This window comes from Rhizobium sp. RHZ02 (assembly GCF_014851575.1).
GTDB classification, from domain to species: domain Bacteria; phylum Pseudomonadota; class Alphaproteobacteria; order Rhizobiales; family Rhizobiaceae; genus Rhizobium; species Rhizobium altiplani.
The window spans coordinates 1-22,207 of record NZ_JACUZX010000012.1 but is presented as its reverse complement, the minus strand read 5'-3'; the positions used below and the strand labels follow the sequence as shown (position 1 = coordinate 22,207).

Annotated in this window: 22 protein-coding genes; 15 read left to right on the top strand and 7 right to left on the bottom strand. The window is 59.5% G+C overall.

The annotated features are described in order from the left end of the window. Positions 1-25: 25 nt before the first annotated feature. On the bottom strand, positions 26-376 hold the full coding sequence (locus tag IB244_RS18045; protein WP_192304994.1) for a VanZ family protein: 351 nt from the start codon (positions 374-376) through the stop codon (positions 26-28). A 265-nt stretch (positions 377-641) separates the two neighbouring features. Here IB244_RS18045 and IB244_RS18040 point away from each other — a divergent pair, with 265 nt between their 5' ends. The 7 genes from IB244_RS18040 (at position 642) to IB244_RS18010 (ending at position 7,314) form a co-directional block, all read left to right on the top strand. After that, positions 642-923 carry a hypothetical protein gene (locus IB244_RS18040; protein WP_018856714.1) on the top strand — a complete coding sequence of 94 codons (282 nt, stop codon included), beginning with the start codon at positions 642-644 and terminating at the stop codon, positions 921-923. Positions 924-1,394: 471 nt separating this feature from the next. Further along, positions 1,395-1,787, top strand: a complete 393-nt coding sequence (locus tag IB244_RS18035; RefSeq protein WP_192304992.1) for a hypothetical protein — start codon at positions 1,395-1,397, stop codon at positions 1,785-1,787. Between the two features lie 441 nt (positions 1,788-2,228). Beyond that, positions 2,229-4,730, top strand: a complete 2,502-nt coding sequence (locus IB244_RS18030; protein WP_192304990.1) for a heavy metal translocating P-type ATPase — start codon at positions 2,229-2,231, stop codon at positions 4,728-4,730. Between the two features lie 9 nt (positions 4,731-4,739). Beyond that, positions 4,740-5,135 (top strand): Cu(I)-responsive transcriptional regulator, encoded by a 396-nt coding sequence (cueR, locus tag IB244_RS18025; RefSeq protein ID WP_018856710.1) that lies wholly within the window; start codon positions 4,740-4,742, stop codon positions 5,133-5,135. Positions 5,136-5,280: 145 nt separating this feature from the next. After that, on the top strand, positions 5,281-5,820 hold the full coding sequence (locus tag IB244_RS18020; protein WP_192304988.1) for a sigma-70 family RNA polymerase sigma factor: 540 nt from the start codon (positions 5,281-5,283) through the stop codon (positions 5,818-5,820). Next, positions 5,807-6,574, top strand: coding sequence for an anti-sigma factor family protein (locus IB244_RS18015; protein ID WP_025660500.1), 768 nt, complete (start codon positions 5,807-5,809; stop codon positions 6,572-6,574). Before IB244_RS18020 ends, IB244_RS18015 begins: the two co-directional genes overlap by 14 nt. Positions 6,575-6,597: 23 nt before the next feature. Beyond that, positions 6,598-7,314: a Bax inhibitor-1/YccA family protein gene (locus tag IB244_RS18010; RefSeq protein WP_025660499.1), complete on the top strand. Its 717-nt coding sequence runs from the start codon at positions 6,598-6,600 to the stop codon at positions 7,312-7,314. 132 nt (positions 7,315-7,446) lie between these two features. On the opposite strand, the gene IB244_RS18005 is transcribed toward IB244_RS18010, so the two are convergent. The 3 genes from IB244_RS18005 to repA all read right to left on the bottom strand — a co-directional run bounded on the left by IB244_RS18005 (position 7,447) and on the right by repA (position 10,929). Continuing rightward, a complete protein-coding gene (locus IB244_RS18005; RefSeq protein ID WP_192304986.1) occupies positions 7,447-8,583 on the bottom strand; it encodes an RHE_PE00001 family protein in 1,137 nt (378 codons plus the stop codon). Between the two features lie 169 nt (positions 8,584-8,752). Next, positions 8,753-9,736 (bottom strand): plasmid partitioning protein RepB, encoded by a 984-nt coding sequence (gene repB / locus IB244_RS18000; protein ID WP_192239986.1) that lies wholly within the window; start codon positions 9,734-9,736, stop codon positions 8,753-8,755. Further along, positions 9,733-10,929, bottom strand: coding sequence for a plasmid partitioning protein RepA (gene repA, locus IB244_RS17995; protein WP_192304984.1), 1,197 nt, complete (start codon positions 10,927-10,929; stop codon positions 9,733-9,735). The genes repB and repA overlap by 4 nt, the downstream gene beginning before the upstream one ends. Positions 10,930-11,124: 195 nt before the next feature. Between repA and cobF the strand changes: the two genes are divergently transcribed. The 5 genes from cobF to IB244_RS17970 all read left to right on the top strand — a co-directional run bounded on the left by cobF (position 11,125) and on the right by IB244_RS17970 (position 15,446). Next, positions 11,125-11,892, top strand: coding sequence for a precorrin-6A synthase (deacetylating) (cobF, locus tag IB244_RS17990; RefSeq protein ID WP_192304982.1), 768 nt, complete (start codon positions 11,125-11,127; stop codon positions 11,890-11,892). A gap of 65 nt (positions 11,893-11,957) precedes the next feature. Further along, positions 11,958-13,322 (top strand): precorrin-3B synthase, encoded by a 1,365-nt coding sequence (gene cobG, locus IB244_RS17985; protein ID WP_192304980.1) that lies wholly within the window; start codon positions 11,958-11,960, stop codon positions 13,320-13,322. Positions 13,323-13,324: 2 nt separating this feature from the next. After that, positions 13,325-13,957 (top strand): precorrin-8X methylmutase, encoded by a 633-nt coding sequence (locus IB244_RS17980; protein ID WP_192304979.1) that lies wholly within the window; start codon positions 13,325-13,327, stop codon positions 13,955-13,957. Beyond that, on the top strand, positions 13,954-14,685 hold the full coding sequence (locus tag IB244_RS17975; protein WP_192239990.1) for a precorrin-2 C(20)-methyltransferase: 732 nt from the start codon (positions 13,954-13,956) through the stop codon (positions 14,683-14,685). The genes IB244_RS17980 and IB244_RS17975 overlap by 4 nt, the downstream gene beginning before the upstream one ends. Beyond that, the gene (locus IB244_RS17970) at positions 14,682-15,446 is read left to right on the top strand and encodes a precorrin-3B C(17)-methyltransferase (protein WP_192304977.1); all 765 of its coding nucleotides are present in this window, start codon (positions 14,682-14,684) and stop codon (positions 15,444-15,446) included. Before IB244_RS17975 ends, IB244_RS17970 begins: the two co-directional genes overlap by 4 nt. Here IB244_RS17970 and IB244_RS17965 read toward each other — a convergent pair. Then, positions 15,410-16,180 carry a cobalt-precorrin-6A reductase gene (locus tag IB244_RS17965; RefSeq protein ID WP_192304975.1) on the bottom strand — a complete coding sequence of 257 codons (771 nt, stop codon included), beginning with the start codon at positions 16,178-16,180 and terminating at the stop codon, positions 15,410-15,412. The genes IB244_RS17970 and IB244_RS17965 overlap by 37 nt on opposite strands. Between IB244_RS17965 and cbiE the strand changes: the two genes are divergently transcribed. After that, positions 16,179-17,411, top strand: coding sequence for a precorrin-6y C5,15-methyltransferase (decarboxylating) subunit CbiE (cbiE, locus tag IB244_RS17960; RefSeq protein ID WP_192304973.1), 1,233 nt, complete (start codon positions 16,179-16,181; stop codon positions 17,409-17,411). The two genes, IB244_RS17965 and cbiE, sit on opposite strands and share 2 nt — an antisense overlap. 10 nt (positions 17,412-17,421) lie before the next feature. Next, positions 17,422-18,183 carry a precorrin-4 C(11)-methyltransferase gene (gene cobM, locus IB244_RS17955; RefSeq protein WP_192304971.1) on the top strand — a complete coding sequence of 254 codons (762 nt, stop codon included), beginning with the start codon at positions 17,422-17,424 and terminating at the stop codon, positions 18,181-18,183. 18 nt (positions 18,184-18,201) lie between these two features. On the opposite strand, the gene IB244_RS17950 is transcribed toward cobM, so the two are convergent. Then, positions 18,202-19,014 carry a TIM barrel protein gene (locus IB244_RS17950; protein WP_192304969.1) on the bottom strand — a complete coding sequence of 271 codons (813 nt, stop codon included), beginning with the start codon at positions 19,012-19,014 and terminating at the stop codon, positions 18,202-18,204. Between the two features lie 699 nt (positions 19,015-19,713). Between IB244_RS17950 and IB244_RS17945 the strand changes: the two genes are divergently transcribed. Next, the gene (locus tag IB244_RS17945; protein WP_192304967.1) at positions 19,714-20,496 is read left to right on the top strand and encodes a response regulator transcription factor; all 783 of its coding nucleotides are present in this window, start codon (positions 19,714-19,716) and stop codon (positions 20,494-20,496) included. A 272-nt stretch (positions 20,497-20,768) separates the two neighbouring features. Here IB244_RS17945 and IB244_RS17940 read toward each other — a convergent pair whose 3' ends face one another. After that, positions 20,769-21,797: a nodulation protein NodZ gene (locus tag IB244_RS17940; protein ID WP_192304965.1), complete on the bottom strand. Its 1,029-nt coding sequence runs from the start codon at positions 21,795-21,797 to the stop codon at positions 20,769-20,771. Between the last annotated feature and the right edge of the window lie 410 nt (positions 21,798-22,207).

The following is a 22,207-nucleotide window of genomic DNA, read 5'->3' as shown; positions in this document are numbered from 1 at the left end:
GCCCATCTCGGTTCGTGAGACTAATTTAGTCCGCCCGCCGCCGGAGGACCCAGTTTGCCGCAAACCCCAGGCCCACGCCAATCGCTGCACCGACAGCCTTTACAGCAGCGTCCTCAAGCCGCGCATGCCGGGTTGGTGAAAGATACTGAAGGAACTCTATTGCGGCCGCTCCGAATACGACCAGGACAGCGCAAACCCAAAAACGGCGGGGATAGGCTACGACGAACAGGAAAGCCATTGTCGTGAAGGCGAGCGCTCGATCATCGCGCACGGACATGACGTCGTGCGGTCGCAGATCGATCGGCGAAACAGTCACAAACAGGATGGCGGCAAGCGACAACCAAGCGGCGATCTTCAGGAGTCGGTCGAGTAGCATGTACTCAGGATAGCGAAGTGCTCCGGCTGTATCCAGTCGGGTTGGTCGGCTAAACCATGCATTTCATTGCACCAACAGGTGTTTTTGCCAACTGGATGGAGAATTCCGGCTTCGAGCATGGCGGCGCCACGGGAGATGTTCTCTTTTTTTCAATATTACTACATCTGAATGTACAACTTTTGAGCGATAAAATCGGCCAATTTGGGAAGTAGCGCGTTCCACCCCACACGTTCAGAATGCAGGTGTCTACAAATGGGGATTGTCGATGGCTGAGGAATATAGTCTCCGCACTGAAGACTCAGGCTGGTCTATCATCGATCGGGCGACGCACGAGCCGGCGCGCCTGGACGGTATCCCGCTGTCTGCGATGGATGCGGAGGAAGCCAAGCACATGTTGGCCATTCTCAGAGGCATTGATCGCGTGCGGACAGCTTCAAAAAGAGCGGCATCATCCGCGAACAAGAAACGCGCCAATACGGGCCAAACCGCGGCAAGTCCTCAAATCAACGCAGATTTTGGAATGTTGAGACCCTTCAGAGGCGATTGAGCGCGCTGCGGCAGCTGCAGGCAGATATGCAGACGAGCATGAGATGAAGTCGGTGAACCAATCGACTGAAACGTCGATGGACCGTCAGATCGCGCGAAGGAAGCTGCCGTTTTCGTAAGTAATGAAGCAGTCGTAAAATAAAGCCCGAAACATGTGACTTACGAAGTCTCTTCCCACTCGGACCCTTCGGTATCAGTGCGCCAGCCTAGAGATGCGACCCCATCAGCTTTGACCGGCCGATGCTGGTTGGCGCAGAGCGTGGCAATACGAGCGCGCAGGGCCACGGAATGTACTTGCCTGTGGCTACACCCAACGGAGTACGTGCCATCAAAGGGAAGTTGCGACACTATTGGATCATACCAGAACGATCGGTTGTCTTGGATACCCCATCACTCTTCGTCGGCTTTTCCTTGTTTGCGTCGTCGGCAAGCCAAGTCTGCATCCCGCAGTGCGATCAACAGGGACGTGAACATGAACAACAGCAAAGAACCTCAGTGGGAGCTCGACGACGAGTTCAAGACGTTGACGATCACGTTTCCGACAGATCCGCCCGTCGCATTCGTGCTTGATACCGAGTCCGTATCAAAGCTCATTGAAGGCGCCGGCCAGATCAGGGCGGAAATGCCGCCGCCGCACGACGAGACCTGGGAAGGTGGCCAAATGGTCGACGCCGTGCTTGATCCACGCTGGTACTCGGAAGCCGACGCATTGCTTGGCGAACCGCTTCTGCACATTCGCGATCCTCGCTATGGATGGCTGCACTACGCCCTGCCACGAGAGTCCGCCAGAGCGCTTGGAACTCTTCTGATCCTTCAGGCTGATGAGGGCCCGGCGGACGATCAGGAGCAGCCTCGCAAGAACTGACCTCCTGACCAAATGACGGGCCTCGATACTGCTTTTTCCTGAGGTGCGACCGTTAGCCGGTGTGGTGTTATATCTCGCAGGATGCGGAATTTGTTACGAGTCATATTTCAGTATCGGCCATTATCTCATGCAAGGCCTGCCTCGCGGCAGGCCTTTTTGTTTCACGCCGTTTGTTGAGGCGATGATCAGGGAGCGCCCGCCGCAGCCTCAATTTTCGCAACCGCTGTCTTTGCCTTGAGAGGTCCTGCTACTTCGGGCCATGTTTCCCGTTCGCCCGGGCAACCTGACGACAGGCGCGTCAGAAGCGCGTCGAAATGCGGCCGCAGGTCCGATTGCGCTGTTCTATCCACTTTCGTCGTTGCGCAACTTTCCCCTTGACCTTCCAGTTGCTGGAAGGATCATAAGGGTATCCAATGCCGCATCAGGGCAAGGGAGAATGGTATGGATCGAACGCACGACAATCACAATCACGCGCATCATGGTCAAAAGCACGGCGCTTCCACTGCGGACGACGTTGTGCGCGATCCTGTATGCGGCATGACGGTCGATCCCGCGGCAGGCAAGCCCTCGCTCCGGTATGACGGGCACGCCTATCATTTCTGCTCGGACGGCTGCCTGCGAAAATTCGAGGCTGCGCCACAAGACTACCTGACAGCAAAGGATCCGGTCTGCGGCATGACCGTCAATCGGGCGAACGCCCGGCATTTCCTGAAGCACGAGGGCGAAAGGTTCTATTTCTGCTCGGCCGGCTGCAAAACGAAGTTCGAAGCCGATCCCGCCGCCTACCGCGACGGAAACCGCCCCGCCGCAAAGCCGATGCCGAAAGGGACGCTCTATACCTGCCCGATGCACCCCGAGGTCGTCAGCGATCATCCGGGCGACTGCCCGAAGTGCGGCATGGCCCTGGAACCGATGGGTATTCCACCCGTCGATGAAGGTCCCAACCCGGAACTCGTGGATTTCACCCGCCGGCTCTGGGTGAGCGGTATGCTCTCGATCCCGCTGCTTGCAATCAGCATGGGGCCGATGATCGGCCTGCCGCTGCGTGACTGGATTGGAGAGCCGCAGGCGACGTGGATCGAACTCGTTCTTGCGACACCTGTCGTCCTTTGGGCCGCCCTGCCCTTCTTCCGCCGCGCCTGGGCTTCGCTTGTCAACCGCAGCCCGAACATGTGGACCCTGATCGGCCTCGGTGTCGGGACGGCGTATCTTTATAGTGTCGTGGCGGCGATCCTGCCCGGCATTTTCCCCCACACCTTCCGCGGCCATGGCGACACGGTTCCTGTCTATTTCGAGGCCGCCGCCGTCATTGTCGCTCTGGTGTTCGTGGGTCAGGTTCTGGAACTGAAGGCCCGCGAGAAAACCGGTTCGGCCATCCGTGCATTGCTTGATCTTGCGCCGAAGACCGCGCGCCGCATCAACGAGGACGGCTCTGAAACCGACGTACCGGTCGACGATGTCCGGGTTGGCGATCACGTGCGAGTTCGCCCGGGCGAGCGCATCCCGATCGACGGATCCGTCAGTGAAGGGCAGTCGACGGTCGACGAGTCGATGATAACTGGAGAACCCATCCCGGTCGAAAAACAGAAAGGCGACGCGGTTACCGGCGGTACCATCAACAAGAATGGCACCCTGGTGATGGTGGCAGAAAAAGTTGGCGCCGACACGACCCTGTCGCGCATCGTCGACCTTGTCGCAAAGGCACAGCGTTCGCGCGCCCCGATCCAGGGCGCGGTGGACCGCGTTTCTGCCGTCTTCGTGCCCGCCGTCGTTGCCGCGGCTGTCGCTGCCTTCGTTGTCTGGAGCCTTGTTGGCCCCGAGCCGCGCATGGCGCATGCGCTGCTCGCCGCCGTTGCCGTGCTCATTATCGCTTGCCCATGTGCGCTCGGTCTTGCGACCCCCATGTCGATCATGATCGCGACCGGGCGCGGCGCTCAGGAAGGCGTTCTCATCAAGGATGCAGAAGCGCTTGAGCGCTTCGCGCGCGTCGACACTCTGATCGTCGACAAGACGGGCACGCTGACAGAGGGAAAGCCGAGGCTTACGGATGTCGTCGCGCTTGGCGGTATCGAAGAGGCTCGCCTCCTGCAGCTGGCCGCCAGCCTGGAGCGTGGTTCCGAACATCCGCTGGCCGAGGCGATCGTATCGGGTGCCGGGGAGCGTGGCATTGAGCTCAGCGATGTCACCGGCTTTGAAGCACGAACGGGCAAGGGTGTCGTGGGCAAGACCGGCGGGACGGTCGTTGCGCTCGGCAACGCCGCAATGATGGATGATCTCGGTATGGACGTCACGCCGCTCGCCGAGCAGGTTCGGTCACTGCGCGACGAGGGCAAGACGGTGATGTTCGTCGTCATCGATCAAGGTCTCGCCGGTTTCGTGGCCGTTGCCGACCGGATCAAGCCAACCACGGCGGCTGCGATAAAGGCGCTGCACGAGCACGGCCTGAAAATCATCATGGCAACCGGTGACAACGAGCGTACTGCGCGCGCCGTTGGAAAGAGCCTCGGCATCGACGAGGTGCGCGCCGACATCCTGCCCGAAGGCAAGAAGGCTCTGGTCGACGAATTGCGCGGCAAGGGTGCCGTGGTCGCAATGGCCGGCGATGGCGTCAACGATGCACCTGCGCTTGCGGCAGCCGATGTGGGTATCGCGATGGGCACCGGTGCAGATGTGGCCATGGAGAGCGCCGGCCTGACGCTGGTCAAGGGAGATCTGACAGGCATCGTGCGCGCCAGACGCCTTGCCATGGCCACCATGCGCAACATTCGCCAGAACCTCGGCTTTGCCTTCGGTTATAACGCGCTCGGCGTGCCGCTCGCGGCGGGCGTGCTCTATCCGGTGTTTGGATTGCTGCTGTCGCCGATGATTGCCGCGGCCGCCATGAGCCTGTCGTCCGTTTCGGTCATCACCAACGCGCTTAGACTGCGGCTCGCCAAACTATAGGAGATTGCCATGAACATTGGGCAAGCATCGGAACACTCCGGACTGGCTCCGAAGACGATCCGCTATTACGAGGATATTGGCCTGATCCGCCCCGATCGGGGCGGAAACGGCTATCGCGACTATGCCGAAGCCGATGTTCACAAACTGCGCTTCCTTCAAAGGTCACGCGGCCTCGGCTTTTCCGTCGAGGAATGCCGCCAGTTGCTGGCACTCTACGAAGACAAGAGCCGGGCGAGTTCGGATGTAAAGGAACTGACGCAGGCGAAGCTGACGGAGATCGATCGAAAGATCCGGGAGCTTACCGAACTGCGCCGGACATTGGAGCATCTGGTCCACGCATGCCACGGCAATGACCGGCCTGATTGCCCCATCCTTGAGGAGCTGTCGGACGCTCGGCCTGAATAAGGCCCCGCAGCCTCCTGCGTGTCTTTTACCTCGGCGTCATCGCGACGCCATCCCTCCGGCTCCTTACCGATCCGCGAAAGAACCGGTCCAAATTTTTTTTCGCGGCGGCTGGAATAACTCCTCGCTCGCATCCGTATACTCAGTCATGGAACGGAAAGAACGCCCATTCGATGTCATAAGCCAGCTTGCGGCGCTTCGGCGCTACGCGCGCTCGCTCGTGCGCAATTCGGATGATGCGGAAGACCTCGTTCACGACGCGCTGATGCGCGCCTACGAGAAAAAGCAGAGTTTCCGTCGTGGCGGCAACCTGCGTACGTGGCTGCTGTCGATCATGCACAATGCTCATATCGACCGCATCCGCCAGGACCGCTCCCTGGCACGCCGGCACGACGAGGCAGCGCTGGAGACCGAACAGTCTTTGCAGGCCGGCCAGGAACACGCCGTTCGCCTCCAGCAGGTGCGGGGCGCGTTCTTCCATCTTCCGGAAGAGCAGCGAGAGGCACTGCATCTCGTTGCGATCGAGGACCTTTCCTACCAGGAGGCGGCAGCGGCCCTCGGCATACCGATCGGCACCTTGATGTCGCGCATATCACGCGCCCGTGCCCAGCTTCGCGAGTTCGAGGAGAAGACACCGCGCGCGGTACACCTGAGACTAATCGGAGGGAACGGCAATGAAGGCAATTGATCCTATCGTCGACGCTGATCTCGATGCTTATGTCGACGGCGAACTCGACGTGGCGCGCCGCATTCAGGTGGAATCCTTCCTGTCAGAAAACCCCGCGATTGCCGCCAAGGTCATGGCTGACCTCAGCATGAGGGGCGAGTTGCGCCTTGCGCTTGCCAGCGAAAACGCCTTCGGCCGCCCGGAAACGCGCGACGCTGCTCGACGCCTGGAGCGCGGCCTCACCTATGGCCGGATCTTCCATTCGATGCAGCGGATTGCGGCTGTCGCCGTTCTCATCGCCGCAGGCTGGGTCGCGCACACTTCCTTCGGCGCGTTTACGGCAACCGAAGTAGCCGCCTCTGTGCCGGCGCCGGCCTATGTCGAAGATGCGGTGCGTGCCTATCAGACGGCGCTGCTTCGCCAGTCCGTGCCGTCTCAGCCCGTCGCGAGCTACAAGGCCGAGGACATTCGCGCAGCAACTGCGATCGTCATGCCGCAATTGCCCGAGAACTGGAAGATCTCCGACGTACAGATCTTCCCATCCGAATTCGGTCCGAGCGTCGAAATGGCGATCAAGACGCCTGAGGACAAGCAGATCTCGCTTTTTGCCGTCCGGCCGGGTGCATTTGCCGTGCAATCCGTAAAGCATGTCGCCCTCGACAAGGCCGAAGCAGCCTACTGGCAGATCGGCGAAGTGGCTTATGCGCTGGTGACCGGCGATCGCGACATAAATCTCGATGCGGAAGCCGATCGGCTTGCCCGCACCCTCTACTAGTTCGTTCAACCGAGGAGATCAGCATGAACCCCACCAATCCGCGTTTTGGCTACGGCTCGGCCGCCGGCTCTCAGGCGCTGTTCGACGAGGGCCTGCGCCGGCATATGCTGCGCGTCTACAACTACATGGGCCTCGGCCTCGTCATCACGGGCATCGTCGCATTCATCGTCGGCAGCACACCGGCGCTATACGTGCCGATCTTCCAGTCCCCGCTGAAGTGGGTCGTGATGTTTGCGCCGCTTGCCTTCGTCTTCTTCTTCTCGTTCAAGCTTCAGACGATGTCGGCCAGTGCGGCCCAGATGACCTTCTGGGCCTTCTGCGCAGTCATGGGCCTGTCGCTCGCATCTGTCTTCCTGGTGTTTACAGGCACGAGCATCGCACGCACCTTCTTCATCGCCGCGACCATGTTCGGCGCGACCAGCCTTTACGGCTATGTGACCAAGCAGGATCTCTCGCGCTTCGGCTCGTTCCTGATGATGGGCCTGATCGGCGTCGTCATCGCGAGCATCGTCAACATCTTCCTTGGCTCGAGCGCCCTGCAGTTCGCCATCTCGGTGATCGGTATCCTCGTCTTCGTCGGCCTCACCGCCTACGACACGCAGAACATCAAGGAACAGTATTCCGAGAATTATGATCAGGAATCGAACCAGAAGCTTGCCGTCTTCGGCGCGCTGTCGCTTTACCTGAACTTCGTCAACATCTTCCAGCTGCTGCTCAATTTCACGGGCGAGCGGGAATAGGGCTAAGCGCTTCTGGGGGCAATGGAAGCGCTAGGCACCCGGTTCGCACTCTGTGACAGGATGCGCGGATCGGGTGCTCACTAACGACAGCGGCCGGGTCTCCACGCCCGGCCGCTTTCGTTTCTTCTGAGATCAGATGATGCCCCAGGCGCGGTAGCGCCCTCGCCCGGTGATTTCCCGGATGCCGATATCATTCAGCAGATTGAGCGCGCCACGGCTCGTTATCCGCAACTCGCGGGCCACCATTGCCGAGGAAACCATCGGCCTCGACAGGACAAAATCCGCAAGCTGCGGCAGGCTGCTGTTCGAGCGACGATCCCTGAAGCGGATTTCCATCTGTGTGCGCGCCAGCGAAAGCCGGTCCATTTCCTTCAAGCCCGCGGCCGCGCTTTCCGCCATCGCTTCAAGGAAGGCCTGAAGTCGCGTCAAGCGATCGCGCGAACGTCGTCGCTCATAGCGTACCGTCTTGAGGCCGGCATAGAAGGCGAAAAGGTGCGATGTGACTTTGCCGCGGGCGCGCAGATAGCTAGCAACAAGAAGCCCACCAAGCCAATGCTGACGACGAAGTGGCTCCATCCGTTCCCACGCATCAAACAGTAAAGCCGCACCAAGCGCTGGGGGCAGGCTGTCGGCGATCGAAATGGTCTTGCGCCACGCGCGAAGGCGCGCCGCCTCATCCCATTCTTCATCGTCGAAGAGGCCGAGAGGGTCGTCGCTCCGCTTCTCGCGAACGCGGTCAGGCGCCTCATGCGGCTCCGGCGCACCAGGACTGCCATGGCTGTCCAATAGCCGCTGCGATCTCTCCAGGATCGCATCAATCTCGGCCAGTTCAGCGGAGAGAAGTGCATCTGCTTCAATTTCGGCATCGTCGTCTTCGACCAACGCCTTTGCGCTCCTGGTTTCTGGAGCAGCCCCCTCCCCTCCAGTGTAGCCGCCGAGGATCGACAATCCTGAACCGCTCAAGGCCCAATCCGGCGCTGCCGTCCAGATGCGCCGTCGTGCGCGCAGGATCGAATGGGCAATCGTCAACTCGTGGCTTGGCGTTCGTGTGTCCATATGTGCGTCATGCAGGACAAGGTCCTCGACGTGAACCAGCTCGCCTGCGACCCACAGAGCACCGACCGCATCAAAAAAATTCCGGCGCTCGGCAAAGCCTTCAGCGATCGCTGCGCGTGCCGCACGCTCATCGAGCCTCGCCAGGCCATCTTCGGCCTCGACAATCGTCGGCAACAGACTGACCAGCAAAGGACTGTCGATTTCATAGCGCATTGTTAGCTATTTCGATTTCCCCCGCAACGGAACCCAAATCTCCGTTAACTTCCGTCATGTATGACATGAGTGGAGAGCACATTCAAATCGCCGGACGACTAAATTCTCGCCTGATACTGAAGATCCAGAGCTTATTGGCAGGTTCAGTGCTGTCGTCGGCCTCGGAAGGTTATTTTCCGCCCCTGAACGCGTCGTAGAGATCGTCGAGGTGGCGCGAAATATAGTCGCCAAAGTCTGCTGCATCGCCCGTCTTCAGCGTGATGGTGAACGAATCACCGGCGCTCCTGATACGGCCCTTGATCTTGCCCGGCTGCTTCGGAGCCCATTCATACTCGCTCACCGCTTGCCGCTCTGGCTTCCTTGCCAGTTCGGCGACAACGAGCTCGAAGCGTCGATCGCTGTCCTGATCGGCGAACTCAGTGGAGCCAAGGAGCTTGCGCAGGCGCGAGGTCGTCGCATTCGTCCAACCTTGCGCAAGGGCAATCCATTTGCGCCGTCCGGCAGCCGGCGCCGCACCGATCGCTCTGATCACGTCCATCGGGATCGTCCTGGCGACCGAGATCAGTTTCGACAATTCCGTCTTGTCGGTTGAAAGCGCCTTCATGATGACGGATCGCTCGAAGCCCTTGCTCTCGAGATTGAAGGCAAAGACGGCCCGCTCGACATAGGACAGGTTGCGCCTCGCGGAGTTCTCTATACCTTGTGCAATGACGACATCAACATCGTCGAGCGTCCTGATGATCGCCTGTACCTTGCGCCCGAGCAGTCGTAGCGCCTGGAGACGTCGATGGCCGTAGACCACCTGGTAACGCGCATCGTCGTCAGGATGCTGGCGAACGAGAATAGGGACCTCCTGCCCATTTTCCTCGATCGAGCGCACCAGTTCATCGGCGAGATCTTGCGGTAGGTCGGTAAGACGATCCCTGACGAAGGACGTGTCCACGAGTTCAGGATCGAGCTCGACGACGCGCTCACCTGACAGCAGCGCCTCCTGCATCGCCCTGCTCTCTTCTTCCATGCGTCCGAGCGTCAGCGCCATCGAGCGAACCGGACCGGCCGGACCGCGCATGGGCGCTTCATCTTCCGGGTTGGCCGCGGCCAACTCCTGTGCGGTATCGTCGAACAGCCCCTTCAGTCGATCTCGTCTGCTCATGTCCGGCCCCATGCCTTGTGAATTCCGGCAAGCACCTCACCATTGGCGGCGTTCACCGACTCCAGCGCTCGGTCGTAGGTAGAACGCCGGACCTGGCCCCTCTCGATCTCATAGAGCGACTGCTTCGTCAGCCCGGCATCGGCAATCGCCGTGGACTTGAGGATGGTCGCCGTCAGGACATCGTTGCCAAACAGGTTGCGGAGTAGCGCAACGATCTGTGATTGCGGCGCATCGAAGGGCTCATGGCGCGTGACCACGTACTTGATGAAGTCATGCTGCAGGTCACCGCCTGCCTTGCGTACGACCGACAGCAAATCGGAGGTCATGAGCAGGAATTGTGACATCGAAGCCACGTCGACCATCTGCGGATGGATGGTGATGAGAAGCGACGTTGCGGCACAGACGGCGCCGAGAGTCAGATAGCCGAGCTGTGGCGGACAATCGATGACGACGACATCGTACTTGGCCTCAACCTCAGAAATGGCAACACCGACGCGCCGGAAGAACACCTCACCAGTCCGCTGGCGATCACCGAGCGCGCGTGGAGTCTCGTGTTCGAACTCCATCAATTCGAGATTCCCGGGCACCAGATCCAGACCGTCGAAATAGGTCTTCCGAACGACGTCCTTTAGCGAGCGGCGGCTGCCGTCATAGCGGATCGCACCATACAGCGTATCGCCATCGGCAAGATCGAATTCCGGCTGGACGCCAAGCATCGACGACAGCGATGCCTGTGGATCGAGGTCGATTGCCAGCACGCGATAGCCGTTCAGCGCCAGATACTGGGCGAGGTAAAGCGTTGTCGTGGTTTTCGCCGAACCGCCCTTGAAATTCGTCACCGCAACCGTCTGTAGCTTTTCACCCGGCCGACGCCACGGCAGATAGGACAGCGCGTCCTTCGGCTTGATCCTGGCCATATGCTGTCGCAACTCGCTGATCTGGCCGAGCGTATAGGAACGCCGACCGTTTCCGGAGAGCTCCGGCTGCGGCCCCTTGCCGTCGAGTGAGAGCTGCCGCAGGTATCCGTCCGATACGCCGATCATCTGCGCTGCTTCCCCTGAAGTGAATGTCCGCAACGTCTTTTGCGACAATGGTGGGAAGAGCTTTTCGCGGAGGAGCTTCAGCTGACGAGAAAGCTGATTGGCGTGCCGCTCGATGCGGACGTCCGTCGTCGATACGCTAATGTTGTCCAAAACACCCGATCCCTATCAATGCGCTTTTCTATCAACATCGCGCTAAAAAGCGTATCGAAGATGCCATGATTCGCGAATCGCGACAACAACCGCCATGCTGGCCTTGCCAAGTTGGCCGCGGCCAACTTCTCGCCTTGCCCCTTGCGGAGACAGGCTGGCTGCGCCAGAAACAGGCAGAATCAAAGAGGAAAAGGCGTGCGTCATATCCACATCATCGGCATCGGGACAGGAAATCCCGAGCATCTGACCGTCCAGGCGATCAACGCGATGAATGCCGTCGATGCGATCTTCATTCCGACGAAAGGCGCTGAAAAGGAAGGACTTGCGGCCGTGCGCCGGGAGATCTGCAGCCGATACGTCACAAACAGCCGCACCGCCATAATTGAATTTGCGGTACCGAAACGCGCCGCCACCGACCGGACTTATCTTAAGAGTGTGGATGAATGGCATGCCGCCATTGCCGAGACCTATGTACGCCTCATCAAAGAGCTGCCGGAAGCCGGCGAGGGTGCATTCCTCGTCTGGGGCGACCCCAGCCTCTATGACAGCACCATCCGCATCCTCGAGCGCGCCCGACAAGCCGGCACCCTCGCCTTCGAGTTCAGTGTCATTCCGGGTATTACGAGCGTCCAGGCACTCGCCGCAAGCCACCGCATACCGATCAACCTTGTTGGAAAGCCGCTTGAAATCACCACGGGCCGACGTCTTCTCGAACAAGGCAGTCAGGCCGAGAGCACAGTCGTGATGCTCGATGGCGAAACCGCCTTTTCGAAGATCGATGACCCCGACGCGGAAATCTTCTGGGGCGCCTACCTCGGAACGCCGGACGAGATTACCCGGGCCGGCCGATTGGCTGACGTTGCAGAGGAGATCGTCCGGCTCCGGGCTGAAGCACGGGCGCGTCACGGCTGGATCATGGATATCTATCTGCTTCGCAAGGGACATGATTTCGACGATCTTTGACACGGATCAGGTTTTGCGATGATCACGCCGGCTATATAAGGACGTAATCGAAGGAACTGGCAGTGATGGCATTGGGCGAACAGACGGCGCATAGCGGCCGGGAAGAGGCACCTTCGACCTGGCAGCGCCGTGGCGCCTGCCCGACGCTGCTGGAACCGATGCAAACCGGCGACGGCCTCCTGGCGCGGCTGCGCCCCACCGGCGGCATTCTGACTGTCCGGCAATTCATCCGGTTGGCCGAGGCCGCAAAAAAGCATGGAAACGGGATCGTCGAGATCACGGCCCGCGGCAGCCTGCAGATCCGCGGCCTTCGATCAGGCTCGGTCCAGCCGCTCGCGGCCGATCTCGCGGCATCAAGTATCTCGGTTCCCGCCGGCCCGGTCATCGAGCTCTCGCCGCTGCATGGCATCGCACCCGACGAGATCGGGAATCCGGCCGAGATCGAAGCCCGGCTTCGCGAAGAACTCGCTGTCGAACTGCTCTCGCCGCTACTGGCCCCGAAGCTGTCGATTGTGCTCGATGGCGGCGGCATCGGTGGCCTTGCTGCTGTCACCGGCGACATTCGCGTGAGCGCAGTTTCTGTTGGTGTCTGGCAGGTTGCGATCAACGGTGACGAACGAACGGCGCTGCCGTTACTGACAGGAAATGCCGATGAAGCAGTTCGGGCGATCGGTGAGCTTCTTCGCCTGCTTGTTCTGCTCGGCCGGCACAAACGATGCCGGGATATCGAGCGTGAATCTCTACTGTTAGCCTTTCCTTCGATGGAGGCGATGACGCTCGCAAGAGCGCCCAAGCGCAAAGATCCTCTGGTCGGCACCCTCGCCTTGCCTGACGGTTCGGCAATCCTTGGCCTCAGACCGCGCTTCGGCCAGATGCATGCCGGCGAGCTTGTTTCATTTCTTGAACAAGCCGAAGCACTGGGCGCAACAGAAGTCCGGCCTGGCCCCGGGCGCATTTTCTTCCTGGTGGGGCTCGACGGCCAGTCAGCCGCAACCGTTGCGGAGATGGCGCCCCGGTACGGACTGTCAGTCGACTGCGACGATCCGTCGATGCATATCGCCACTTGTGCCGGCGCCGACGCCTGTGCTTCCGGCCGCTTTCAAACCAAGGCCTGCGCCGAGAGATTGGTCGGCAAAGCACGGGAACTGCTGGACGGCTCGATGACTGTTCACCTCTCCGGCTGCGCCAAGGGCTGCGCCCATCCGCGACCCGCTCTTTGCGTTGTCGGCGCGGACGATGGTTATCATCTCATGTTGGACGGCGTCGCATCGGACATTCCCGATGCACAGATTGCTGGCGGCGATATCGATTCCGCTATAGAGAAACTCGCTCGCCTCATCAAAAACGAGAGACAAGCTGGCGAATCGGCTGCCGCCTGCCTTAGACGGATCGGCAAACACGACGCCATAAAGGCGCTGCGACAGGAATAGGAATGCCTGACTACGACTACATTCACAGCGGGGACGCCATCTACCAGCGGTCCTTTGCGATCATCCGCAGCGAAGCCGACCTTTCACGGTTTTCTGTCGAGGAAGCCGATATTGCCGTGCGCATGATTCACGCATGCGGGCTCGTTGAGGCGGCAGAGCATTTTGTGTTCTCGCCAGGCTTCGTTAGCGCCGCACGCGCCGCCTTGCATGATGGCGCACCGATCTTCTGCGATGCGGAAATGGTGGCGCACGGTGTCACCCGGACACGCTTGCCCGCCCACAACGACGTGCTTTGCACGCTGCACGATCCGCGCACCGCGGAGCTTGCGAAACAGAACGGCAATACCCGCTCGGCGGCGGCGCTCCATCTTTGGCTGGAGCGGCTGGCCGGCAGCGTCGTCGCGATCGGGAATGCTCCGACAGCCCTCTTCCATCTGCTTGAATTGCTTCGAGATGGCGCACCGAAACCGGCTGCGATCATCGGCATGCCGGTCGGCTTCGTTGGTGCGGCCGAATCGAAGGATGCGCTGGCTGAAAACTCCTACGGCGTACCGTTCGCGATCGTGCGTGGCCGTCTCGGCGGCAGCGCCATGACGGCCGCTGCCCTGAATGCCCTTGCGAGGCCCGGCCTATGACGAATCCTGGCCGTCTCATCGGCGTCGGCACCGGTCCCGGGGACCCGGAACTCCTGACGGTCAAGGCCGTCAAGGCGATCGAGGCCGCACATGTCGTTGCGTATTTTGCCAAGCAGGGCAGGGGCGGCAACGGCAAGGCGATCGTCGAGCATCTCCTGACCGCGGAAAAGATGCTGCTGCCGCTCTACTATCCGGTGACGACCGAGGTCGAAAAGACGGACGAGGCCTATCGAAACCAGATTACCGCCTTCTACGATCAATCGGCCGCCGCCGTGGCGGCTCACCTGGAGGAAGGCCGCACCGTTGCCGTGTTGAGTGAGGGTGACCCGCTGTTCTACGGCTCCTACATGCATCTGCATGTACGCCTGGCGAACCGTTATCCAACCGAGGTGATCCCGGGGATCAGCGCGATGTCCGGATGCTGGTCGCTCGCCGGCCTCCCGATCGTTCAGGGAGATGACGTGCTTTCCGTACTGCCGGGTACGATGGCTGAAGCCGAGCTGCAGCGCCGACTGTCAGACACACAGGCCGCGGTGATCATGAAGGTCGGACGCAACCTTCCCAAGATCCGCCGCGCGCTGGAGGCATCCGGACGCCTTGCCGAGGCCGTCTATGTCGAGCGAGGCACCATGGTCAATGCGGCGATGACGAAACTCGCCGACCGTCCCGACGGCGACGCACCCTACTTTTCATTGGTGCTCGTGCCCGGCTGGGAGTCTCGCCGATGACCGGCAGGCTCTTCGTGATCGGGACCGGTCCCGGCAATCCGGATCAAATGACACCGGAGGCGGCTGCGGCGGTTTCCAAGGCAACGGAGTTCTATGGATACGGACCCTATCTCGACCGGCTGAACCTCAGATCCGATCAGCGGCGACAGGCCTCCGACAACCGGGAAGAGCTGGATCGGGCATCGGCCGCGCTGCGGGCGGCGGCAACCGGCGCAACCGTCTGTGTCGTGTCCGGCGGAGACCCGGGAGTCTTTGCGATGGCGGCGGCAGTATGCGAGGCCATAGACAACGGTCCGAAAGAATGGCGCACGATTGACCTCGTGGTGCTGCCGGGGATTACCGCCATGCTTGCGGTTGCCGCGCGAATTGGTGCGCCGCTTGGCCACGACTTCTGCGCCATTTCGCTGTCTGACAACCTAAAGCCTTGGAATATAATAGAAAACCGTCTTGCGATGGCGGCAAAAGCGGGCTTCGTGATTGCGCTCTACAATCCGATCAGCAAGGCACGGCCCTGGCAATTGGGCAAGGCGTTTGACTTGCTGCGCTCGCACCTGCCGGCAACGACACCTGTGATTTTCGGTAGAGCTGCAGGACGCCCCGACGAACGCATCACCGTCCAGCCGCTTGCAGAAGCCGACGCGACGACGGCAGATATGGCAACCTGCGTCATCATCGGTTCGCCCGAGACAAAGGTGATCACTCGAGACGGAAAGCCGGACCTCGTCTACACTCCGCGGTTCATCGCAGGGGGAAACAGGTGATCGACCGCCGCCAGCATCGCTTCAACAGTGGCAACCGTCTCCATAGTGGCGGCTGGCGCCCGCGCGACCATGAATACTTCGATGCCGAGCTGGCGTGCAGCCTGGATCTTCGCATAAGTCGCCGAACCGCCGCTGTTCTTGGTCACAAGGGCATCGATGCGATGGGTACGGAGCAGCGAAACTTCGCTTTCGACACAGTAGGGGCCGCGATCGAGAACGAGCTGGACGTCGGGAAGAACAAGCGGCGGCTCGACAGGATCGACGCTTCGCACAAGGTAAGAGTGCTGGGGGGCGGCTTCGGCGCGATGGGCTTCCTGGCGCCCGATTGCCAGGAAGACCCGGCGAGGGGAGCGGCCAAGCCGCTCTATCGCTTCCACGATGGTCGCAACAGGCGTCCACCGATCACCCGGCTCAGCCATCCATTCCGGCCGGCGCAGGGCCAGTGCGGGAATGCCCGCTGCAGCTGTGGCCTCACTGGCGCTTCTGGAGATGCGAGCAGCGAACGGGTGCGTTGCATCGATCAAAAGGTCGAAACCACCATCACGCAGAAAGGCGGCCAGACCTTCGGCACCACCAAAACCGCCAATGCGCAGCGGAACTGGCTGATCGGAGGGTTTCTCCGTTCGGCCAGCAAGCGAGAGCAAAATATCGTACCGGCCAGTGCGATCAAGCGCTTCAGCGAGAGCGCGCGCTTCGCCGGTGCCTCCGAGCATCAGGATGCGGATTTTGCCCATGTCTGATATGCCTTTTGCTCCCGGCCAACGCTGGCTGACTATTATCGGCATCGGCGAAGATGGTCCAGCCGGACTGGGTGACGAGGCGAAGCGGCTGATCGCTACCGCACCGGTCGTCTTCGGTGGCAAGCGACATCATGAGCTCGTGGCCGGGCTCATCACCGGCAAGAGGCTCGCCTGGGAAAGCCCTTTCGAGAGGTCGATTGAGGCAGTCGCCACGTATCGGGGCTCACCGGTCGTCGTCCTCGGTTCAGGCGATCCATTCCTCTATGGTATTGGCGCAACGCTGTCGCGCAGCGTTGGGGCGGAGGAGATGCGCGTCATCCCGGCGCCGTCCTCCTTTAGTCTGGCTGCCGCCCGCCTTGGCTGGCCGCTGCAAGAGACGGCGACAATTTCGCTGCATGGCCGACCGCTGGATTTGATCCGGCCACACCTGCACCACGGCAGGCGGATCATCGCACTGACCTCCGACGGCGAGACGCCGGCGCAACTTGCGGAGCTCCTTCGAGTCACAGGCTTCGGCGAATCTCCACTGCACGTCCTCGAGGCACTTGGCGGGGTTCGCGAGCGGCAGCGCTCAGCGCATGCCGATCGCTTCGACCTGGGAGACATTGACCCGCTGAACGTTTGCGCAATCGAGATCGTGGCAGGGGAGGGGGCGCGAACGCTCGCCTACACACCGGGGCTGGACGATGCGCTTTTTGAACACGATGGCCAGATCACCAAACAGGAGATCCGTGCAATCACGCTTGCAGCCTTGGGTCCGCGCCATGGTGAACTGCTTTGGGACATCGGCGCCGGATCCGGCTCGATCGGCATCGAATGGATGCTCGCCGACCCGTCACTGCGCACAGTCGCCATCGAGCAATCGAGTGAACGAGCCGCGCGCATCGCAAGAAATGCGGTTGCCTTTGGCGTTCCCGGGCTTGCGATCGTGGAGGGAACCGCCCCGGAGGCGCTTGCGAACCTGCCCGAGCCCGACGCGGTCTTCGTTGGCGGCGGCGGCAGCGAGGAAGGTGTACTCGAGGCAGCACTTCACGCCTTGAAGAGGGGAGGGCGTCTTGTTGCCAATGCCGTTACCCTTGAAATGGAATCCCTGCTGTTTTCGTTGCAGCGGCAGCATGGCGGCACATTGACACGTATCGAGATAGCGCGCGCGGCGCCCCTTGGCGGTATGACCGGTTGGCGTCCGGCGATGCCCGTCACGCAATGGCGCTATATAAAGAAGTGAGAGAAAGCAGATGACGACAGTGCATTTCATCGGCGCGGGGCCGGGGGCAGCGGACCTGATTACGGTGCGCGGCCGTGACCTCATCGCCAAATGCCCAGTTTGTCTCTACGCGGGTTCGATCGTCTCGCCGGAACTATTGCAATATTGCCCGCCCGGCGCACGCATCATCGATACGGCACCGATGTCGCTTGATGAAATCGAGGCCGAGTACCTGCGGGCCGCCGCAGCCGGGGAGGACGTTGCACGATTGCATTCGGGCGACCTTTCCGTCTGGAGTGCCGTTGCCGAACAGATCCGCCGGCTCGAAAAGCACGACATTGGCTATACGATGACGCCTGGCGTGCCTGCCTTTGCAGCGGCAGCGGCAAGCCTTGGCAGGGAACTGACCATTCCAGCCGTAGCGCAAAGCCTCGTGCTCACGCGTGTTTCCGGCCGTGCATCCCCAATGCCGAACGAGGAAACCCTGGCGAGATTCGCGGCGACAGGCTCGACGCTGGCGATCCACCTTGCCATTCATGCCCTGGAACAGGTTGTTGCGGAACTGACGCCGCTCTACGGCGCCGAGTGCCCGGTTGCGATCGTCGCCAAGGCGTCCTGCCCGGATGAGCGGATCGTCCGGGGGACGCTTGCCGACATCGAGGAAAAGCTGGCCGCCGCGCCCATCGAGCGAACGGCGATCATCTTCGTCGGCCAGACGCTTGCTGCCAGCGGCTTTCGCGAGAGCTCGCTCTATGATGCGTCCTACCAGCGACGCTTTCGCGGCCGGGAGTAGGGGAGGGGACTGCGCGCCTCAGACCTCGGCGGAAAGGTAGTCCATGCTCGCCCGCAGCGCCTTTGGCGGATCTTTGAGGTCATGTACCGTAGCCGCGAACGGTTCGAAGGAAAACGGTCCGGCGTAGCCCGCCTCTATAAGGCCACGCATTTGCCCGGCATTGTCCAGGCGATCATCTGCCGCCACCAGAACGCGGTGAGGATCGCGCATATCCGCGATCGAGACGGCAGGATCGCTAACGCCGGAGATATGAACCAGCCCGGTCAAGTCAGCGAAGAGTTGTTCTTCGCCGGCAAGGTGATGATGGAAGGTGTCATGCACCAGCTTGAATGTGGATCGTCCAGCCACAGCGTCGATTGCCGCAAAAGCCTCCGCCTTTGACCGGAGCGAACAAATCTCGAAGCCGAGGGGTTCGACAAGTCCCATGATTCCGGCGGCATCGAGCATCGGCTTCAAGGAAGCCAGCGACTGGCGGAGATTTTCCTGCCGCTCGCCATCTGCACGACCAGTGCCATCGTTTTTCGGGACAAGAACAAGTGCGCGCGCGCCGCAAGCCTTGGCATAGTCGATCAGTTCTCGGGCTTCGTCCGCACGGGTGGCGTTCCACTCGTTGAAGCGCTGCAGCGCATTGATCGAGAGGATAGTCAGCCCGTGACGCTCTGCGGCCTGGGCAACGGTCTCGGGCGAGGTTCCATCGAGGATCGCATTGCCCGCAAGGTCGTTGCGGATCTCAACCGCATCAATGCCAAGCGACGTCGCCAACACAAAGAAATCTTCGATCGGCAGCGACGGGGCTGCCATATGGTTGAGGGCAAAACGAACCGGCGGCATTCCTGGTCTCCTCCTAAACCTTGGTATTCACGGCGGGTGTTAGGCACCTCTCTACCCCAATCGGCTTCCTGATCCATCCACGTCGAGCAGCGAGGCCCTTTCATTCGTGACAGAAAATAGGCCAGCCATGAGAGATGCCCCTCATGGCGAGGCAACCACGGCAGCACAGGAATAATATCGGTCGGGAGCGCGCAACGAACGCCATATAAGAATAGTAGAGCAACCTCTGTATATTCGTCGATTGTTGGAAAACTAAACAGTTACTTGAGCGCAACTTCAGGCGTTAACCTTATAACTAATGCGCCTTTCGGGCGAATTTTTGGTTAAGAAAGATCCCGTCTGTAACATAATTCAGGATTTTTATTCCAACGCCATTCAGTTGATATGGCCTTTTAATACTGCGTTTTTCCTTTGGTGAAACTGAATTTCAAGATTTAACAAAGATAGGTATAAATTTGTACGCCCGCCTTTCCAGTGTTAACCTTTGGAAATATTTTTGTATTGCTTATTAGTATGTATGTATGTAGCTTCTCAATAAAGTAGAAATTCGACAACAACAAAATAGTTGTTGGGCACAAGTCGGATCTCTACTTTGTTGCATACTAAAGGGGATCATCACAGCGTTCAGGGGACCGTCGCAAAGTATTGCGTATACTTGATGCGTACCGTCCCCCAGCACCAAAGGGTATGAGGGCTAGTATGAATTACGTACCTTCGGAATTCGAAAATGGCAAAATCGCATTAAACAGGCTCCGGCCTGTACCGACACTCTCCAAGGCAAGTATGGAATTCGAGCATACTGAAAGAGAGCACGGCGATGACCAGTGCCTGCTGATTATCGACGCCAGAACGCTCGAACGCGAATGCCTTGCTGCGACCTTGAAAGCGAACGGGCTTAGCATGGCGGCCATTGCCGTCGGCTCGATAGCAGAATGGCAGCGAAAGAAGGATACCAACCGACCCGTTGGCGCGGTCCTTCTCAACATTGCCGGCCGGAGGGCTGAGGATGCCAGCCTGTCCGAAGAAATCGCGACGATCACCTCAGAGCTTGCACCGGCTCCGGTCGTCATTCTGGGCGATGGCGATGACCTCAACCAAACCTTGAAGATGCTCCAATGCGGCGCGCGTGGTTTCATACCGACGTCCGTCGGAGTTGAAGTATGTGTCGAGGCGCTTGCTCTTGCGGTTGCAGGCGGCACCTTCATCCTGGCGGGTAGCAGCTTTTCTCCATCTGCAGGAGAAACAGCCGCGATCGACATGAGCCAGAAGCCGCAGCGGCCGAACGAGCTCGCGCGCATCTTCACCCTGAGGCAGGCCGAGGTCGTGCAGGCACTTCGAAAGGGAAAGGCGAACAAGATCATCGCCTATGAACTCAATCTGCGCGAGAGCACGGTTAAGGTTCACATCCGAAACATCATGAAGAAGCTGAAGGCAACGAACCGGACGGAAGTTGCTTACAAGCTCAACGATATGTTCCAATAAAGCGAAGCAAGATGAGCTAAAGCCGCCGAGTAATTTTTACTGGCCCCCACCTTCCGGTGGAAAATGATATCGCGGATGATCTCAGCGTGAAGTTGAGATCATCCGATATAGTGTGTTTTTGTATTGCCCGACAACCTGGCAAGGATCGTCCAACGGTCCATATGAATGCTACCGCTTAAAGGGCGTTGACCCGTGCAACTCGGTGACGCTTCAAATCGTATGTGCGAGCAACATTTAAACTCGCCGTTTTTACGCGATATGTTTCATCCGGCTCAACTGAGCGATTGAAAGCACTGTTTCAGAATTACCTTCAGATTGGTTCCATCAACGTCGATTTGGCGGGTTGGCGGAATCTTGCCAATTAACGCCGCCGTCACTGAGAAAGTAGACTGGCTGGAATGGATAAGCCAATCGCATCGCGCGAGAGCCCACATGTCGATCAAGGCGTTCCGTGCCTCACGCAGCGGATCTTCAAAAGTATCGGCGGCCTCGTGTAGAGCCCTTCCATCACAAGTCAAAGCTTTATCAACTAAAAATACCCGCTGGAACGATTCCTTGATTCTTGTTTGTATTTCAGCGTTGTCGGTAGCAAGAAATATATCAGAGTCTGGAAGCCGCTTCCGCAGCCTCCTTAGTTCCCGCTCGATACGCGAAATGGATACCTTGCGATCCGTAAAGCGGACATGCACCCCGATCACCGCGCGACCGCGATCCGCAAAAAGGGCATCGACGGCGTTTAGAACAAGCGGCGTCGGGGTGAAGTGAAGCTGTAGCTTCTCGTGGATAATTTCGCCGCGCGAGCGACCTGCAAATCGGGGATCGCGGTTCATCCGGTGCCGTAGACGCAACAGCTTCGGAAGATACGACCAGAATACGCCCACAGTTTGCGGCGGATCTTCGCCAGCAAGGTCAATCGACAGCTTTCGGTAGATAAAAGGACTACTATGGCTTCGAGGAAACCTCTGGCTCACAATATCAACTGGATGGCTAGCTAGTTGGCCAGACCAGAGTGCCGGCGCCACTTCGCGCTCATCGTCGTAGTAGGCGGGATCAATTCCCACAGGGTCCTGGAACAGCAAAGGATAAACGTTAACTCCTGCCGGAGCATACGTGCCATCGCGCCAGTCAATGACGGGTACCCGTCCCCCGAGTTCGGCAAGCACCACGCCGGTCACTGCCGATAGCATGCGATTACCAAAGCCGCCCTTAGCTTTGATCAAGAGCACCTTCAAGCCTGCTAGCTCGCGATCAACGGAAAAAAAAGACTTCGGCTGCACTGTGCGATTGGAAATCTCGACCATTTCTTGCCTGAGGACCTTTTGCTGAACTCCGATACCTCGTGAGACGATAAATTGCTGCCACGTAACTTATGACCGCCCCGACCCCTTCTTCTTTGTCGAAGACAAGGCGCTTTGCTTTTTATTCGCACCCCAACGTTTTAACTGTCATTTACAGAGCATACATCATACTTAATGTATATCTTGCTTAAGCTAACATGCGTTGTGAGTATTATGCAACAATTATCAATTTTCTGCTTCGCAGCAATAGCTTGAATATAATTCGCCTTCACAGTATTTCTTTATTTAGTCGATCGTGAAGAACTCGCTTTCAGGCAGGTTGTTGCGGCATCGGTCGGCTCTGGAACGTGAGGAGGAGTGCGGCGAACAGACACAAAAGTTGCCTGAACCATCGCAGCAGGAGGGAGAAGTTG

Coding starts and splice junctions, on each gene's coding strand:
- IB244_RS18045 (WP_192304994.1), bottom strand. CDS start 376: ATGCTACTCGACCGACTCCTGAAGATCGCCGCTTGGTTGTCGCTTGCC.
- IB244_RS18040 (WP_018856714.1), top strand. CDS start 642: ATGGCTGAGGAATATAGTCTCCGCACTGAAGACTCAGGCTGGTCTATC.
- IB244_RS18035 (WP_192304992.1), top strand. CDS start 1,395: ATGAACAACAGCAAAGAACCTCAGTGGGAGCTCGACGACGAGTTCAAG.
- IB244_RS18030 (WP_192304990.1), top strand. CDS start 2,229: ATGGATCGAACGCACGACAATCACAATCACGCGCATCATGGTCAAAAG.
- cueR (WP_018856710.1), top strand. CDS start 4,740: ATGAACATTGGGCAAGCATCGGAACACTCCGGACTGGCTCCGAAGACG.
- IB244_RS18020 (WP_192304988.1), top strand. CDS start 5,281: ATGGAACGGAAAGAACGCCCATTCGATGTCATAAGCCAGCTTGCGGCG.
- IB244_RS18015 (WP_025660500.1), top strand. CDS start 5,807: ATGAAGGCAATTGATCCTATCGTCGACGCTGATCTCGATGCTTATGTC.
- IB244_RS18010 (WP_025660499.1), top strand. CDS start 6,598: ATGAACCCCACCAATCCGCGTTTTGGCTACGGCTCGGCCGCCGGCTCT.
- IB244_RS18005 (WP_192304986.1), bottom strand. CDS start 8,583: ATGCGCTATGAAATCGACAGTCCTTTGCTGGTCAGTCTGTTGCCGACG.
- repB (WP_192239986.1), bottom strand. CDS start 9,736: ATGAGCAGACGAGATCGACTGAAGGGGCTGTTCGACGATACCGCACAG.
- cobG (WP_192304980.1), top strand. CDS start 11,958: ATGGCATTGGGCGAACAGACGGCGCATAGCGGCCGGGAAGAGGCACCT.
- IB244_RS17980 (WP_192304979.1), top strand. CDS start 13,325: ATGCCTGACTACGACTACATTCACAGCGGGGACGCCATCTACCAGCGG.
- IB244_RS17975 (WP_192239990.1), top strand. CDS start 13,954: ATGACGAATCCTGGCCGTCTCATCGGCGTCGGCACCGGTCCCGGGGAC.
- IB244_RS17970 (WP_192304977.1), top strand. CDS start 14,682: ATGACCGGCAGGCTCTTCGTGATCGGGACCGGTCCCGGCAATCCGGAT.
- cbiE (WP_192304973.1), top strand. CDS start 16,179: ATGTCTGATATGCCTTTTGCTCCCGGCCAACGCTGGCTGACTATTATC.
- IB244_RS17965 (WP_192304975.1), bottom strand. CDS start 16,180: ATGGGCAAAATCCGCATCCTGATGCTCGGAGGCACCGGCGAAGCGCGC.
- cobM (WP_192304971.1), top strand. CDS start 17,422: ATGACGACAGTGCATTTCATCGGCGCGGGGCCGGGGGCAGCGGACCTG.
- IB244_RS17950 (WP_192304969.1), bottom strand. CDS start 19,014: ATGCCGCCGGTTCGTTTTGCCCTCAACCATATGGCAGCCCCGTCGCTG.
- IB244_RS17945 (WP_192304967.1), top strand. CDS start 19,714: ATGAATTACGTACCTTCGGAATTCGAAAATGGCAAAATCGCATTAAAC.
- IB244_RS17940 (WP_192304965.1), bottom strand. CDS start 21,797: ATGGTCGAGATTTCCAATCGCACAGTGCAGCCGAAGTCTTTTTTTTCC.